General features: G+C 68.5%; 15 protein-coding genes, 1 tRNA gene and 1 pseudogene. 12 read left to right on the forward strand and 5 right to left on the reverse strand.

What is annotated here, in order from left to right; genetic code table 11:
• Positions 1–65 precede the first annotated feature (65 nt).
• Complete coding sequence (locus AAME72_RS01835; RefSeq protein ID WP_348788555.1) at positions 66–473, reverse strand: hypothetical protein; 408 nt, start codon at positions 471–473, stop codon at positions 66–68.
• A gap of 95 nt (positions 474–568) precedes the next feature.
• On the opposite strand from AAME72_RS01835, the gene AAME72_RS01840 reads away from it, so the two are divergent.
• From AAME72_RS01840 to pstB, 8 genes are all read left to right on the forward strand, one after another.
• Complete coding sequence (locus AAME72_RS01840) at positions 569–1,261, forward strand: response regulator transcription factor (RefSeq protein WP_348788556.1); 693 nt, start codon at positions 569–571, stop codon at positions 1,259–1,261.
• Positions 1,230–2,129 carry a mycothiol synthase gene (gene mshD, locus AAME72_RS01845; protein WP_348788557.1) on the forward strand — a complete coding sequence of 300 codons (900 nt, stop codon included), beginning with the start codon at positions 1,230–1,232 and terminating at the stop codon, positions 2,127–2,129. Before AAME72_RS01840 ends, mshD begins: the two co-directional genes overlap by 32 nt.
• 32 nt (positions 2,130–2,161) lie before the next feature.
• Positions 2,162–4,372: an RNA degradosome polyphosphate kinase gene (locus AAME72_RS01850; protein WP_348788558.1), complete on the forward strand. Its 2,211-nt coding sequence runs from the start codon at positions 2,162–2,164 to the stop codon at positions 4,370–4,372.
• Entirely contained in the window at positions 4,369–5,307 is a 939-nt protein-coding gene (locus AAME72_RS01855) for an NUDIX domain-containing protein (protein ID WP_348788559.1), read from the forward strand. Before AAME72_RS01850 ends, AAME72_RS01855 begins: the two co-directional genes overlap by 4 nt.
• A gap of 168 nt (positions 5,308–5,475) precedes the next feature.
• Complete coding sequence (pstS, locus tag AAME72_RS01860; protein WP_348788560.1) at positions 5,476–6,570, forward strand: phosphate ABC transporter substrate-binding protein PstS; 1,095 nt, start codon at positions 5,476–5,478, stop codon at positions 6,568–6,570.
• Positions 6,571–6,663: 93 nt separating this feature from the next.
• The gene (pstC, locus tag AAME72_RS01865; RefSeq protein WP_348788561.1) at positions 6,664–7,611 is read left to right on the forward strand and encodes a phosphate ABC transporter permease subunit PstC; all 948 of its coding nucleotides are present in this window, start codon (positions 6,664–6,666) and stop codon (positions 7,609–7,611) included.
• A complete protein-coding gene (gene pstA / locus AAME72_RS01870; RefSeq protein ID WP_348788562.1) occupies positions 7,611–8,708 on the forward strand; it encodes a phosphate ABC transporter permease PstA in 1,098 nt (365 codons plus the stop codon). Before pstC ends, pstA begins: the two co-directional genes overlap by 1 nt.
• Before the next feature lie 46 nt (positions 8,709–8,754).
• Positions 8,755–9,534 (forward strand): phosphate ABC transporter ATP-binding protein PstB, encoded by a 780-nt coding sequence (gene pstB, locus AAME72_RS01875; protein ID WP_348788563.1) that lies wholly within the window; start codon positions 8,755–8,757, stop codon positions 9,532–9,534.
• A gap of 78 nt (positions 9,535–9,612) precedes the next feature.
• Here pstB and AAME72_RS01880 read toward each other — a convergent pair whose 3' ends face one another.
• From AAME72_RS01880 to AAME72_RS01890, 3 genes are all read right to left on the reverse strand, one after another.
• Positions 9,613–10,353: an anti-sigma factor gene (locus tag AAME72_RS01880; protein WP_348788564.1), complete on the reverse strand. Its 741-nt coding sequence runs from the start codon at positions 10,351–10,353 to the stop codon at positions 9,613–9,615.
• On the reverse strand, positions 10,350–10,910 hold the full coding sequence (gene sigK / locus AAME72_RS01885) for an ECF RNA polymerase sigma factor SigK (protein ID WP_348788565.1): 561 nt from the start codon (positions 10,908–10,910) through the stop codon (positions 10,350–10,352). Before sigK ends, AAME72_RS01880 begins: the two co-directional genes overlap by 4 nt.
• 190 nt (positions 10,911–11,100) lie before the next feature.
• Complete coding sequence (locus AAME72_RS01890) at positions 11,101–11,730, reverse strand: DNA-directed RNA polymerase subunit beta (protein WP_348788566.1); 630 nt, start codon at positions 11,728–11,730, stop codon at positions 11,101–11,103.
• Positions 11,731–11,787: 57 nt separating this feature from the next.
• Between AAME72_RS01890 and AAME72_RS01895 the strand changes: the two genes are divergently transcribed.
• Positions 11,788–11,860, forward strand: a tRNA-Lys gene (locus AAME72_RS01895).
• A 16-nt stretch (positions 11,861–11,876) separates the two neighbouring features.
• Here AAME72_RS01895 and AAME72_RS01900 read toward each other — a convergent pair.
• Positions 11,877–12,024: pseudogene (locus AAME72_RS01900) on the reverse strand (tyrosine-type recombinase/integrase); the annotation flags it as partial.
• A gap of 828 nt (positions 12,025–12,852) precedes the next feature.
• Here AAME72_RS01900 and AAME72_RS01905 point away from each other — a divergent pair.
• The 3 genes from AAME72_RS01905 to AAME72_RS01915 all read left to right on the forward strand — a co-directional run bounded on the left by AAME72_RS01905 (position 12,853) and on the right by AAME72_RS01915 (position 15,060).
• The gene (locus tag AAME72_RS01905) at positions 12,853–13,101 is read left to right on the forward strand and encodes a type II toxin-antitoxin system prevent-host-death family antitoxin (RefSeq protein ID WP_185276610.1); all 249 of its coding nucleotides are present in this window, start codon (positions 12,853–12,855) and stop codon (positions 13,099–13,101) included.
• On the forward strand, positions 13,094–13,360 hold the full coding sequence (locus AAME72_RS01910; protein WP_348788567.1) for a Txe/YoeB family addiction module toxin: 267 nt from the start codon (positions 13,094–13,096) through the stop codon (positions 13,358–13,360). The genes AAME72_RS01905 and AAME72_RS01910 overlap by 8 nt, the downstream gene beginning before the upstream one ends.
• Before the next feature lie 350 nt (positions 13,361–13,710).
• The gene (locus tag AAME72_RS01915; RefSeq protein WP_348788568.1) at positions 13,711–15,060 is read left to right on the forward strand and encodes a hypothetical protein; all 1,350 of its coding nucleotides are present in this window, start codon (positions 13,711–13,713) and stop codon (positions 15,058–15,060) included.
• The last annotated feature ends 59 nt before the right edge of the window (positions 15,061–15,119 follow it).

Below are 15,119 nucleotides of genomic sequence, written 5' to 3' on the forward strand. Positions count from 1 at the left end.
TCCGGAGTTGTTCACCACCACATCGGCGTGTTGCGTGAACAACTCCGGACGCGATGGCGCCGGAATCAGTGCCCGAGCGTGGTGAGGCCGAGGATCGCCCCGATGACGCCGAGGATCACCAGCGTGCCGGTGAGCGTCGCCGCGAGGCGGTTCACGAACCCGTCCTTCTGCTGCGTCGCGAGCTGCGCGCCGAAGGACGCGATGACGCAGACGCCGAGCGCGAGCGAGAGCCAGGAGGCGTACTGCGCGGGATGCGACAGGGTGCCGATGAGCACCCCCAGCACGAGCGCGATCACCCAGACGGCCCCGACGCTCCCGTAGACGGCGCCGCGCGACAGCGGGGCGGCCGGTGCGCCCGCGGCGGCGGCAGGACCGAGCGGGCCCGGGTCCGCCGCGGTGGCGTCACGGGAGCCCGCGACCTCTGCACCATCGTCGGGTGCGCCCGGTCCTCCTGAAGGGGGCTTCTCGCTCATCCCCCCATTCTGCCCCGCCGCCGACCGCCCGGGGACAGGCGGCGCAGGCATTTCCGGTAGCATTGCGGCACACAAGGGACAAGAGGAGGAACTGGGTGGCGCAGCTTCTGATCCTCACCTCCGCGCCCGAGACCGAGGTCCTCCCTTCGCTCGCCCTGCTCAGCCACCGCGCCCGTCAGATCCCGGCCGAACCGGCCTCGCTCGTGAACGCCCCGAGCTGCGACCTGATCTTCGTCGACGCCCGACGGGACCTCGCGAGCGCCAAGTCGCTCTGCAAGATCCTGACGACCACGGGCATCACGGTGCCCCTCGTGCTCGTGCTCACCGAGGGCGGCCTCACCGCGGTCAGCGCCGACTGGGGCGCGAGCGACGTGCTGCTGGAGAGCGCGGGCCCCGCCGAGGTGGATGCGCGCATCCGCCTGGCCATCGGCCGGCAGAGCCAGGAGCACTCGCAGACCAAGATCCAGGCCTCCGGCATCACGATCGACGAGGCCAGCTACTCCGCGAAGGCGCACGGACGCGCGCTCGACCTCACCTTCAAGGAGTTCGAGCTGCTGCGCTTCTTCGCCACCCACCCCTCCCGGGTGTTCACCAGGGAGCAGCTGCTCAGCGAGGTGTGGGGTTACGACTACTTCGGCGGCACGCGCACCGTGGACGTGCACGTGCGACGCCTGCGCGCAAAGCTCGGCGACCTGGAGTCGCTGATCGGCACGGTGCGCAACGTCGGCTACCGGTTCAACGTGTACGAGGAGGACAATGACCGCCTCCCTTCGCCTGTCGGTCCCTGACCTCGCGAATCCCGCCGATCGGGATGCCTACTTCGCCGTGGTGGACGCCGCGGCGGACGCGGACGGCGCCGCCGCGTTCGACGAGCAGACCCGGCTGGACCTTGCCGCCGGGCGGCGTGCGCCGTGGGCCGCACGGGATGCGTCCGGGGCGATGCGCGCCGTCGCCGTGCTCGGCGGCGGAGCGCTCGACCTGGTCGTCGCGCCCGACGCGCGCGGACGCGGCGTCGGGCGGCAGACGCTGTCCGCCCTGCTGGAGGAGGTGCCGCGGGGCGCGCTCACCGCGTGGTCGCACGGCGACCATCCCGGCGCCCACCGGCTGGCGGCGCGCTTCGGCTTCACGGCGGCGCGCTCGCTGCTCGGGATGCGGCTGATGCTCGACGGCGCGGCGCATCCTGCCGCACCACCGCACGGGTTCTCGCTCGACCGCTTCCGGCCGGGGCGCGACGACGCCGAGTGGGTCGGCCTGAACCAGCGCACCTTCGCCTCGCATCCAGAGCAGGGCAGGATGACCGCGGCGGATCTGCACGACAGGATGGCGGAGCCGTGGTTCGACGCCGGCGACTTCCTGGTGCTGCGCGACCCGGACGGGCGCATGGTCGGCTACGACTGGCTCAAGGTCGGCGGGGACGACCAGGCCGGCGAGATCTACGTGCTCGGCGTCGATCCCGGCCTCTCGGGACGCGGCCTCGGCCGGGTGCTTCTGATGGCGGGCCTCGCCCGGCTCGGCGAACGCGGCTGCCGCGAGGCCGCCCTGTACGTCGAGGGCGACAACGACGCCGCACTCTGGCTGTACCGGTCGGCCGGCTTCGCAGTCTCCTCCACAGACGTGCAGTACCGCCGTTCATCCCCCGTTTACCCCGGACCGTGACCGACGCCTCCACCCGGTGCGATGATGGGGGCATGGACGAGCGGACCACACTCGAGAACGGCCTTCTGGACACCGGGCTGGGCGGCAGCCTGGGCAGCGACTTCGACGACGACTTCGCTCCCTTCATCTACGAGCCGGATCCGACGCTGCCGGACAACCGCTATCTCGACCGCGAGCTGAGCTGGCTGGCGTTCAACCAGCGCGTGCTGGAGCTGGCGGAGGACCCGCTGCTGCCGGTGCTGGAACGCGCCAACTTCCTGGCGATCTTCGCCAGCAACCTCGACGAGTTCTTCATGGTGCGCGTCGCCGGTCTCAAGCGCCGCATCGCCACCGGGCTCGCCGTGCCAACCAACGTCGGCCGTGCTCCGCAGGACGTGCTCGCCGACATCTCGGAGAAGGCGCACGAGCTGCAGACGAGGCACGCCCGCGCCTACCGGGAGCTGGTGCTTCCCGCGCTGAGCGCTGCCGGGATCTCGGTGGTGAGCTTCGACGAGCTGGACGAGGCGGACAAGGCGCAGATGCGCGAGGTGTTCTCCCAGCAGATCTTCCCCGTGCTGATGCCGCTCGCCGTCGACCCCGCGCACCCGTTCCCCTACATCTCGGGGCTCTCGCTCAACCTCTCGGTGCGCGTGCGCAACTCACGGACGGGCAAGGAACAGTTCGCCCGCCTGAAGGTGCCGCAGATGCTCCCCCGATTCGTGCGCATCGATCAGCGCGAGACGCTCGGCCAGGTGCGGTTCATCACGCTGGAGGACCTGATCGCCAACCACCTCGGCGACCTCTTCCCCGGCATGGAGATCCTCGACCACCACGTCTTCCGGGTCACCCGCAACGAGGACGTCGAGATCGACGAGGACGAGACCGAGAACCTCATCCAGGCGCTCGAGCGCGAGCTCCTGCGCCGCCGGTTCGGCCCGCCCATCCGCCTCGAGGTCACGGAGGACATGGACGACGTGACCCTCGGGCTGCTCGTCCGCGAGCTGGATGTGACGGAGCAGGAGGTCTACCGCCTGCCCGCGCCGCTAGACCTGGGCGGTCTCTTCGACCTGGCCCGCATCGACCGGCCCGACCTGCACTACCCCAACCACGTCCCGACCACCGCGGCCCAGCTGATGCCGAGCGAGCCGAACGCCAAGCCGGACGTGTTCGCCGCGGTCTCCCGGCAGGACATCCTGCTGCACCACCCCTACGAGTCGTTCGCGACAAGCGTTCAGGCGTTCCTCGAGCAGGCGGCAGCCGACCCGCACGTGCTCGCCATCAAGCAGACGCTGTACCGCACCTCCGGGGACAGCCCGATCGTCGAGGCGCTGATCGACGCCGCGGAGGCGGGCAAGCAGGTGCTCGCGCTGGTCGAGATCAAGGCCCGCTTCGACGAGCAGAACAACATCTCCTGGGCCCGCAAGCTCGAGAAGGCCGGCGTGCACGTCGTGTACGGCCTGGTCGGGCTGAAGACGCACTGCAAGCTCGCGCTCGTCATCCGCGAGGAGAAGGGCGTCCTCAAGCACTACAGCCACATCGGGACGGGCAACTACAATCCGAAGACCTCCCGCATCTACGAGGACCTCGGGCTGCTGACCGCCGACGACCAGGTGGGCAAGGACCTGACGCGCCTCTTCAACGAGCTCTCCGGCTACGCGATCGAGAAGAAGTTCAAGCGGCTTCTCGTCGCTCCTCTGCACCTGCGGAAGGGGCTGCTGAAGCGCATCGACGCCGAGGCTGCGAACGCGGCGGCCGGGCGCCCCTCCGGCATCCGCATCAAGCTGAACTCGATCGTCGACGAGGCGATCATCGACGCTCTGTACCGGGCAAGCCAGGCCGGTGTGCCGATCGATCTGTGGGTACGCGGCATCTGCGGCCTGGTGCCGGGACGCGAGGGGCTGTCCGAGAACATCCGGGTGCGCTCGGTGCTCGGCCGCTACCTGGAGCACTCCCGCGTGTTCTCGTTCGTGAACGACGGCGACCCGCAGGTGTACATCGGCAGCGCCGACATGATGCACCGCAACCTCGACCGCCGCGTTGAGGCGCTGGTGCGGCTGACCGCTCCGGAGCACCTCGCCGAGCTCGACGCGCTGTTCGACCTCGCCTTCGACCCGCGCACCGCCGCGTGGTCGCTGGCAGAGGACGGCGTGTGGACGCGCGAGCACCTCGACGAGAACGGCAAGCCGCTGACCGACCTGCAGAACAAGCTCATGCAGCAGATCGGCCACCGTCCGCGCAGCGCCCGCACGGGAAGCAGGCGGTGAGCCTCGCCATCTACGCGGCGGGCGCTCTGTGCTGGCGCGTCGTGGACGAGAAGATCGTCGTGCTCGTGGTGCACCGCACCAAGTACGGCGACGTCACCATCCCCAAGGGGAAGGTCGACCCTGGTGAGACCCTGCCGGCGACGGCGGTCCGCGAGATCCGGGAGGAGACCGGCCTCGCCATCGCCCTCGGCGTCCCGCTCGGCGTCTCCTCCTACCCGCTGAGCTCCGGCCGCGAGAAGATCGTGCACTACTGGGCCGCCGAGGTCGACGACCACGCCATCGAGCAGTCGACCTTCGTGCCGAATTCCGAGATCGCGGCGATCGAGTGGGTGAGCCTGAAGAAGGCGCGCGGCTATCTCACCTACGAACGCGACGTGGAGATCCTTGACGCGTTCGAGGCGCTCGTCAGGCAGGGCATCACCTCCACGTTCGCGCTGATCGCGCTGCGCCACGGCAAGGCCGAGCCGCGCGGCGACTGGGACGGGACCGACGCGTCCCGCCCGCTCACCGAGCGCGGCGTCCGGCAGGCGGCCGGTGACGTCCCGACGCTGATGGCGTGGCGACCCCGCCGCATCATCACCAGCGACGCGGTGCGCTGCGTCGCGACCGTCGCCCCGCTGGCCGCGGCGACCGGCATCAAGCCGCGCCGGGAGCCGGGGATCAGCCAGGACGCCTACGAGGAGGGTCGCGGCGACGTGCGCTCGGTCATCGGCAAGCGCGTGCGCTCCCGCAAGAGCGCTGTGCTCTGCAGCCACGGACCGGTGCTGCCGGAGATCATGCGCGAGATCGCGCTCGCCACCGGCACGATGCCCGGCGCCTACCTGAACGACGCCGCCGACCTGGACACGGGCGGCTTCTCTGTCGTCCACCTCTCGGCGACGAACCCCTCCAGCGGCATCGTCTCCATCGAGACCTACGCGCCCGCCGCCGGCTGAGGCACGTTCGCGGGACGGCGCGCAGAGCATGCAGGCGCATCAAGTGAACACACGTCGTTAACCTTCCGTTTACCGCTGCGGGGGACTCTGGTCAGACACCGGGAATAGCGTCACACGCGGGTCGCACCGACCCCGTCCTGTTGTTACTGATCCCCGGAAGGGACAACTGTGAATCTGAAGCGTCTTGGCGTTCCCGTGGCTCTGCTGGCCGCGGCCGCCATCTCCCTCACCGCCTGTGCGTCGAACGAGGGCAGCGCCCCCGCGACCACCACGGCGAAGGCGTCCAACCTCTCCGGCACGCTCAACGGCATCGGCTCCTCCGCCCAGGGCGCCGCACAGACCGTCTGGGCCGCGGGCTTCCAGCAGGCCAACCCCAAGGTCACCATCAACTACGACCCGCAGGGCTCCGGCGCCGGCCGCAAGAGCTTCATCTCGGGTGCAGCCGACTTCGCCGGCTCCGACGCCGCGCTCAAGACCGAGGAGCTCTCCGGCACCTTCGCCGGCTGCGCCGCGGGCAGCAAGGGCATCGACCTCCCGGTCTACATCTCCCCGATCGCGATCGCGTACAACGTGGACGGCGTGAAGGACCTCAAGCTCGACGCCGCCACCATCGCGGGCATCTTCTCGGGCAAGATCACCACCTGGGACGACGCGAAGATCAAGGACCAGAACTCGGGCGTCACCCTCCCGTCGGCCCCGATCACGGTCGTGCACCGCTCCGACGACTCGGGCACCACGCAGAACTTCACCGACTACCTCGCGGCGAACGCTCCCGACGTGTGGACCAAGCCGGCCTCGCAGACCTTCCCGTTCCAGGTCGGTGACGCGGCCAAGGGCACCTCCGGTGTCGCGGACGCCACCAAGAACGCGAAGAACTCGATCACCTACATCGACGAGTCGGGTTCGGCCGGTCTCTCCATCGCCCAGCTGAAGGTCGGCGACAACTACGAGAAGATCAGCGCCGATGGCGCTGCCGCCGTGGTCGCCGCCTCCCCGATCGCGTCGGGCCGCGAGACCAACGACCTCGCCATCCAGATCGACCGCAAGGACACCACCAAGGGTGCGTGGCCGCTGGTGCTCGTCTCCTACGTCATCGCCTGCCAGGAGTACAAGGACTCCGCCAAGGCCGACCTGGTGAAGGGCTACGTCGACTACGTCATCACCGCTGACGCCCAGAAGGCCGCCGCGGAGCAGGCCGGTTCGGCTCCGCTCTCCAGCGACCTGTCCGACAAGGTCAGCAAGGCCGTCGCCAGCATCAAGTGACTCCCGGCCGCTCGGCCTGGGCCGTGACCACGGTCCAGGCCGAGCGGCGCATCTCCCTCACCCTCAGGGACACCCGATGAGAGAAAGCAAGGAATGACCGCCGGAACCGCAGGAGCCATCAGGCCGAAGGCGAAAGTCCGCCTCGGCGACCGCGTCTTCTCCACCAGCACCGTCGTCGCCGGGTCTCTGATCCTGGCCACCCTCGCCGCCGTGGCGCTCTTCCTCGTCATCCAGAGCATCCCGGCCGTCTTCGCCGGCGCCGGCGAGCTGCCGAACAACGCGACCAACTTCTGGTCGTGGGTGTGGCCGCTCGTCTTCGGCACCATCTGGGCGGCCCTCATCGCCCTGCTCATCGCGACGCCGCTCTCCATCGGCATCGCCCTCTTCATCTCGCACTACGCCCCGCGCCGCGTCGCCCAGACGCTCGGCTACATCATCGACCTGCTCGCCGCCGTGCCGTCGGTGGTCTTCGGCCTGTGGGGTATCGCGACGCTCGCCTCCTTCGTCCAGCCCTTCTACGTCTGGCTCGGCCAGTACTTCGGCTGGATCCCGTTCTTCGCCCCGCCGGTCTCCGGCACCGGCCGCACCATCCTGACCGCCGCGATCGTGCTCGCGGTGATGGTCATCCCGATCATGACGGCGATCTGCCGCGAGATCTTCCTGCAGACCCCGCGCCTCCACGAGGAGGCGGCGCTCGCGCTGGGCGCGACCAAGTGGGAGATGGTGCGGATGGCCGTGCTGCCGTTCGCCCGCTCCGGGATCATCTCGGCGATCATGCTCGGCCTCGGCCGCGCGCTCGGCGAGACGCTGGCCATCGCCATGGTGCTCTCCCCCGCGCTGATCGTGAAGTGGGCGGTGCTGCAGGCGCAGAGCCCGAACACGATCGCCGCCAACATCGCGCTGCAGTTCCCCGAGGCCACCGGCGTCGGCGTGAACGCGCTCATCGCCTCCGGCCTCGTGCTGTTCGTGGTGACCCTCCTGATCAACATGCTCGCCCGCTACATCGTCAGCCGCCGCAAGGCCTTCTCGGGAGCGAACTGATGGCCGCCACCACGACAGCAACCGCCGCGCCCCGCGCTCTGGCCAACTCGTACACCGCGGGCAAGCTGCCGCGCTGGGCTCCGTGGGTCATGCTGGTCGCCTCCTGGGTCGTCCTCGGCGCCGTCTTCGCGATGCTCGCGGCAAGCGGCGCCACCAAGGACTTCAACATCGTCGGCGCGATCTTCTTCGGCACCGTGCTGTTCGACGTCGCGATCTACACGACGTCCCTGCTGATCGAGGGCGCCAGGAAGGCGAAGGACCGCCTGGTCACCTCGCTGGTCGCCACCGCGTTCATCATCGCGCTGCTTCCGCTCATCTCGCTCGGCTGGACCGTCATCGCCCAGGGCCTCGCCCGGTTCGACGTCCAGTTCTTCAGCGAGTCGATGCGCAACGTCATCGGAGCCGGCGGCGGTGCGCTGCACGCGATCATGGGCACCCTGATCATCACCGCCCTGACCGCCGTCATCTCGGTGCCGATCGGCCTGCTCACCTCGATCTACCTCGTCGAGTACGGGCGCGGGATGCTCGCCCGCGGCATCACCTTCTTCGTCGATGTGATGACGGGCATCCCGTCGATCGTCGCCGGCCTGTTCGCGTACGCGCTGTTCGCGCTGATCTTCGGCCCGGCGATCCGTAACGGCTTCATGGGCGCCATCGCGCTGTCCGTGCTGATGATCCCGGTCGTCGTGCGCTCCAGCGAGGAGATCCTGCGGATCGTCCCGAACGAGCTGCGCGAGGCGTCTCTGGCGCTCGGCGTCCCGAAGTGGCTGACGGTGCTGAAGGTCGTCCTCCCCACCTCGCTCGCGGGTCTCGTGACCGGCGTCATGCTCGCCATCGCCCGTGTCATCGGCGAGACCGCGCCGCTGCTGATCGTCGCCGGGTTCACGACGAGCATGAACTACGACCCGTTCAACGACCGGATGATGAGCCTCCCGGTGTTCGTGTTCACCCAGTACACCCAGGCGGCCGGCCTGCACGCGCAGGACTCGATCGACCGTGCCTGGGCCGGCGCGCTCGCGCTCATCATCATCGTGATGCTCCTGAACCTCGTCGGCCGCATCATCGCCAAGGCCTTCGCCCCCAAGTACGGCCGCTGATCCCGGCGCCCCTGAGCTTCCTCCCGAATCGCAGACAAGGAAAAACGTGTCCAAGCGCATCGAAGTCAACGACCTCAACGTCTACTACGGCAAGTTCCTGGCCGTGGAGGGCGTGTCGCTCACCATCGAACCCCGGACGGTCACCGCGTTCATCGGCCCGTCCGGATGCGGCAAGTCGACGTTCCTCCGCACGCTGAACCGCATGCACGAGGTCATCCCGGGCGCGTACGTGGAGGGCGACGTGCTGATCGACGGCAACAACCTGTACGGCCAGGGCGTCGACCCGGTGCTCGTCCGCCGCCAGGTGGGCATGGTGTTCCAGCGCCCGAACCCGTTCCCGACGATGAGCATCCGCGACAACGTGCTCGCCGGCGTGAAGCTCAACAACCGCCGGATGTCGAAGAGCGACTCGGACGATCTTGTGGAGAAGTCCCTGCAGGGCGCGAACCTGTGGAACGAGGTCAAGGACCGCCTGAACCTCCCGGGCTCCGGCCTGTCCGGCGGTCAGCAGCAGCGCCTCTGCATCGCCCGCGCGATCGCGGTCTCCCCCGACGTCCTGCTGATGGACGAGCCGTGCTCGGCCCTCGACCCGATCTCGACGCTCGCGATCGAGGACCTGATCGAGGACCTCAAGAACGACTACACGATCGTGATCGTGACCCACAACATGCAGCAGGCCTCGCGCGTCTCCGACCGGACCGCCTTCTTCAACATCGCGGGCACCGGCAAGCCGGGCAAGCTGATCGAGTACAACGACACCAACATGATCTTCTCGAACCCGAGCGTCCAGGCCACCGAGGACTACGTCTCCGGCCGCTTCGGGTGATCGGCGCCGGTTCCGGCTGTACGAAGGCCCGCGGGATCCCTCCCGCGGGCCTTCGCGCATCCACCGGCCTCGTGCCGGTCAGGAGGCGATGGCGACGATCGGGTCGGTTGTCGGCTTCGTCGAGCCGCCGCGCGGCTCGACGGTGACGCCCACGGTGTCGCCGGCGGCCATCTGCCCGGTCAGGACGCGCCAGGTCGCGGCGGAGCCGCCCGTCGCGTTCATCGTGCCCGCGGCGATGGGTGTGCCGTCGCGGATGTACCAGAGCTCGTAGGTCTTGCCACTCGGAAGGTCCGGCAGGTCGGTGGCGATGAGCGCGGAGCGGCCGAGCTCCGGCGACCAGACGAGCGTCGCCGTCCCTCCACCTGCGACCTCCGCGCTGGAACGCTGGACGTCGGGAGCGGCGTTGATCGCGGCGAGCGCGGTCGCCTGCTGGCGCTGGTAGGAGTCGTTCCCGGCGAGAGAGGCGCCGAGGAACGCACCGCCGATGAAGAGGACGACGGCGGCCGCTGCCGCGGCGAGGATCGCGGCGGGACGCTGGAACCAGCGCCTCTGCGCGGCGCGCTCGGCGGGGCCGGCGGGCTCTGTCGGGCCTGCGGGGGCTGCCGGTTCCGCGGGTTCGGCGGGTGCGGCGTCCACCGTCTCGTTCGCCGGCAGCTGCGGGGTGGCGGCGATCTTCGCGAACAGGTCCGCCTTCAGCCGCGCGGGCGGCTCCACCGGTTCGGCCGCGAGCCCGAGCTGGGCCGCGACGTCCTCGAACTCGCGCGCCTCCTCGTCGGACTGCGCGCCCAGCCGGTCTCCCAGTCGTCGTTCCTCGGTCATCTCGTCACCCCCAATTCGTCTCGCAGCCGTATCATCGCATCGCGCAGCCGGGTCTTGGCTGTGCCAAGCGGGATCCCCAGCTCGGCGGCGATCTCGCTCTGGCTGAGCCCGCCGTAGTAGGCGAGGGCGATGGCCTGGCGCTGTGCCTCGCTCAACACGGCCATCGCCTCCTCCACGCGCTCATGCTCGACGCGCACCTCCACGGTCTCCGCGACGTCGTCGAACGCCGTCGGCAGGTCGCGGATCCCGATCGCGGTGTCCCGGTCGCGGGACGCCTGCGACGCCCGGATCCGGTCGACCGCTCTGCGGTGGGCCATGGTCATGATCCACGTGAGCGCTCGTCCTTTATTCGGATCGAACCGCGCCGCGGATTGCCACGCCTCCAGGAACACCTCCTGGGCGACCTCCTCGGCCTGCGCCGCATCCACCAGCAGCCGCCGGATCAGCCCGAGCACGCGGGACGCCGTGCGGTCGTAGAAGTCGGAGAACGCGGCCTGGTCACCCGTCGCGGTGCGGGTCAGCAGCGCGTCGAGCTCGGCGGCCGGGGCGTCGTCCACGTCGTCTCCGCTCCGAGCGGCGCATCCGCCTCGTACGGTCCTACAAAAAGTGCCGGGCCGCAGAACGCCTCTCGGCGCGAGGCCGCTCGAAGCGGCTAGTTTTGGAGCCCGGGGTTACTGCGGCCCGGCTCCATCGAGTTTACAGGAGGTCCCGGGGCGGTCTACCGGCGTGGCGTTCGCGAGGGGAGAACTAATCCAGGGAATCCGTGCGCCAGAGTCGCGCGCACGCGGCGAGCTCCTCGGCGGTGCGGGTGAACCGGAGCGCCCGGGTGGTCAGCTCGCTCGCGCGCTCCGGGTCGACCACGTCGCGGTCGTCGGCGACGGACACGCATCCCGCCGCGGTCACCCGGCAGAACGCGGCCGCCCGCTCCAGCGCGACGGCGAAGTCGCCCTCGAAGACGCCGCGCAGGATGCGGTCGGCGAGCTCGGTGACCTCGGCGGGCCCCGCGGGCGTCGGCGCGCCGGCGACGACCGGGTCGATCCCGGTGCTGATCTCGATGCCGCGCTGGAAGAGCAGCGCCGTGCCCTCCGCGTCCTGCCGGATCAGCAGCCGCAGCAGGTAGATGCGCCACAGGGCACCGGGCAGGGTCTTGGCGTTCGAGCGCGACCACAGCTCGGCCAGCGCGTCGATGCCGTGCGCGTCGGTGTAGGCGACCAGGCGGTCGACGACCGCCGGGTCGCCCTCCTCCCGCACCCGCGCCAGCAGCGCCTGGGCGGTCTCGTGGGCCACCCGGCTGATCTGGGCGGGATCGTCACCCCCGAGGAAGGCCTCGAACATCCCACCGGGGAAGAGCGTCGGCTTGTGGAAGCGATCAGGCATTCCCCTATTCTCCCCCTGTCCGGAAGCGGACGTGATCCACGGTAGATTAGGGGGCGAGGGCCTCTAGCTCAGTCGGTAGAGCATCGGACTTTTAATCCGCGGGTCGTGGGTTCGAGCCCCACGGGGCCCACCCCGTAATCAAAGTGATCCTGGTCATCGTCGAAGAGGTCCGCGTAGACAACCACGTCATCGCGGCGAGGCGTGGCCGAGCATCCGCTGCACGGCCCTGACGTTGGCACCCACCGAGACGGCCAGGCACGCGGCCGTGTGGCGGAGGTCGTGGACTGTCGAGCGCAGCGGGTCGGGATGGTTGTCGGCCAGGCTGTCAGCGGCCTTGTCGAAGGCTTTGCGCTTTCAGTTGTGTGACGGACACCCGCCGGGCAGCGCCTATTGAACTCCAGGGTCCAAACAATGCGAGGATCACAACGTGTCCTCGTCTAGAAGGTTCTCTGAGTGGTGGCGTGGGCTCATCCGGATTCGCGACGACACCCCGAAAACCACGTGCGTGATCTTCACAGTCCCGGAAAAGCGGCTGAACGAAATGGACGTTGCGATTGGGCCATGCGTGCCGCTTCCAGGTCGTAAACGACCCCTTCGTGGAGCTCATTCGCAGCAGGGCCCTGAAACCCCCGAGCAGATGCGCGCGCTCTTCGTTGTTCTCGGGGCCCGACATCGCGGCGCGATGATGCTATGGAGCTAGTTTCGACAAGCGGTCCGGGCTCCCTCTACCGGTGCTCCGAGGAGTTCGTCGCCCTCATGCGAAGTGCAAACGACGAGGCAATTCGACTGGGCAGCCTCGACAAGGCCAACGGAGACAATGACCTCACGCTCTTCATGGCTCATCATCACTCGCTCGACGCCGCGTGGTTAGAGGCCGGTAGCTGGCATCGGGCTCAGGTCAGCACTTCCAACAGACTGATCCGGATGGCTTGGGCGCGGACGGCGCAGGATAAGAGCCAACCGCTCTTCTGTTGGTATGGACCGCCGGTCCCGCAATACGTGATCATGAGTGGGACGGGACCGTACCCGGAGGGCGCTTTCAAATGACGATCGGGTGGCCCGGTGCGGCCCTCAGCGAGAGTCGAGCAAGTGGTACGATATCTTGTACCACTTGGAGGAGCCATGGCCATCACAGCAAGCGAAGCTCGCAGCGACCTGTTCGGCCTCATCGAACGCGTCAACCTCGACCAGACCGAGGTCGAGATCACGTCCAAGCGCGGTTCGGCCGTGCTGATGTCGAAGGACGAGTACGACTCGCTGCTCGAGACCACCTACCTCCTGCGCTCCCCCAAGAACGCACGCCGCCTCATCGACGCCATTGAGAGCGCCCGGGCGGGAGACATCACCGAGCACGACCTGACCAGTGAGTGACCGAAAGCTCGCCTGGACCGCCGGCGGCTGGGAGGACTACCTCTACTGGCAGGGCCAGGATCGCCGAACGCTCAAGCGGATCAACCTCCTGGTCGACGACATCCTTCGCGACGATCCTTTCGAGGGCGTCGGCAAGCCGGAGCCGCTGAAGCACGCTCTTGCCGGGGCGTGGTCGCGTCGCATCGATGAAGCGAATCGGCTCGTGTACCTGGTCGATGACGCTTACGTGATCATCCTGCAGGCCCGCTACCACTACTGATCCGAGCGCAGTGCTGATCGATGCGCCGCACGTCGGGCAAGCCGATCATCGCATCGCGAAGAACCAGCTGCCCTGAGCGTCACGATCGACGGTTTCTTGAGAATCCACGATCACTGCGCTCGGCGCAATATCAGTTGATGAGAATCCCGCGTTTCGCATCACTGCCATGACGGTCTCAACAACCTCAGGGTCGGATCGAAGAGCGTCTCGTTCCAGATCGGTTGTGGTGCACAGCCACACTGCTACCCCTGGCAGGTGCGGAAACGCGCCTACGAACCTGGCGGCAGTGACTCCGCGCGCCGTCGATCGTGGGCCCGTGAGATGACCCTCAGCGGCTCTAGAGTGTGAGGGTGGTGTCACCTCAGCTGGACCCGTTTCCTCCCGTCGAACTGGGCGGGGTCCGCTTCCTCATCGATAGGAACCGCCCGGTGGCGTTCCTTCGGAACGCTGACGAGGAGCGATTCGTGACATGGCCGGATGCGCCACTGCCACTGCACCCGGCGACCGGACGCCTCGTGACCGCTCCCGACGCAGTGTGGGTGGTGTACGAAGCGGACTCGAACGAACCGGGCGAAAGGGTCTGGTCGACGGCTGTCCGGATCGACCCCGACGGGAGCGCCTCTGCAGTCGAGATCGGACAGCTCACTGTCATCGGTGCCGACTCGTCGGGGATTTGGGCTAGCGGTCGCCCGTGGCCCTGGCCCGAACGACTCTCCCGCGAACTGATCTCCCCCATCGATGGTGACGAAGGGGCTTGGGACTTCGATTCCCCGGACCTTCCGTTGGAGTCATGGGAGGAGTTCCAGAAGGATCAAGCGCGCTGGCAGCGCGAACAAGAACGCGAGTTACTGAAGCCGCGCACGGTCAACGCACGCGAACGTGTCGAAGGCGACGACGCGGATTCGCACGGCTGGTTCGCATTTGCGCCAAACGAGAGCCCCGATCAGCAACGAGTGCCTCTCGAGCCGCCGCCCGCACCGGGCCCGTCCTCCGCGGTGGAGCTCGTCCGCTTCGGCGTCGATGGGCATATCGACACGATCACGGTCGACCGAACCGTAGCGCGGATCGAACAGGTGGGCGGTCGCACACTCATGACGTTCTTCCCAACCAATCCCGTCGGGAGGGTCGAGCCCTCGGGCTCGCTCGGATACTCCTATCCTCGGAACCAGATCGTGGTCGACTTCTCCGCCGGAGTCCCTTCGACGCTGGCCGTAGAGGATTTCGCGGCCACAGCGCTTCTCTCCGAAGAATGGGATCCGATCCGGGTCGACGATGCGCCCGAGCAGACCGTCGCCAGCGATCGGGTGGACCTCACGGGAGTCGGCGGAATCACCTGGGCGCCCGCTCAGCTCAGTAACGCCGACATCCAGATCGCCGTCGATCGCGTGGTCGAACAGCTCGAGCGGCTGACCGAGCCGACCAAGACTTGGACGCGTCGAGACGACCAGGTGCACCTAGTCGAGAGCCCGTACCTGGACCTGAAAGTCGGCGTCAGTGGCGACTGGCCGGAGATCGTGGTCACCGTCGAGTTCCGCAACCGGGAGCACTCACGTACGTTGTTCCGTCGGCGGTATCGCGTCTTCGATGCGAACGGCCGGCCGGTAGATAGCCGATACCTTACGGTGTACCTCGAAGAGGACATCGCCACCGGCTCGCATCCGCCCGAGCGGGATGGCGTCATCGACCTGCCCGACGCTTGAGAACCCCGTGCGGCGGGCCACCGGGAGCGAGACAGTGGCCCTCGCTCCCGCGGCCCCAA

It is taken from the genome of Leifsonia sp. NPDC080035, assembly GCF_040050925.1.
Taxonomy (GTDB): domain Bacteria; phylum Actinomycetota; class Actinomycetes; order Actinomycetales; family Microbacteriaceae; genus Leifsonia.

What these genes read in the sequence shown, in the direction of transcription:
- AAME72_RS01835 (WP_348788555.1), bottom strand. Translation starts at nt 473, where the DNA reads ATGAGCGAGAAGCCCCCTTCAGGAGGACCGGGCGCACCCGACGATGGT.
- pstA (WP_348788562.1), top strand. Translation starts at nt 7,611, where the DNA reads ATGGCCGCCACCACGACAGCAACCGCCGCGCCCCGCGCTCTGGCCAAC.
- mshD (WP_348788557.1), top strand. Translation starts at nt 1,230, where the DNA reads ATGACCGCCTCCCTTCGCCTGTCGGTCCCTGACCTCGCGAATCCCGCC.
- pstC (WP_348788561.1), top strand. Translation starts at nt 6,664, where the DNA reads ATGACCGCCGGAACCGCAGGAGCCATCAGGCCGAAGGCGAAAGTCCGC.
- AAME72_RS01905 (WP_185276610.1), top strand. Translation starts at nt 12,853, where the DNA reads ATGGCCATCACAGCAAGCGAAGCTCGCAGCGACCTGTTCGGCCTCATC.
- AAME72_RS01880 (WP_348788564.1), bottom strand. Translation starts at nt 10,353, where the DNA reads ATGACCGAGGAACGACGACTGGGAGACCGGCTGGGCGCGCAGTCCGAC.
- AAME72_RS01890 (WP_348788566.1), bottom strand. Translation starts at nt 11,730, where the DNA reads ATGCCTGATCGCTTCCACAAGCCGACGCTCTTCCCCGGTGGGATGTTC.
- AAME72_RS01850 (WP_348788558.1), top strand. Translation starts at nt 2,162, where the DNA reads ATGGACGAGCGGACCACACTCGAGAACGGCCTTCTGGACACCGGGCTG.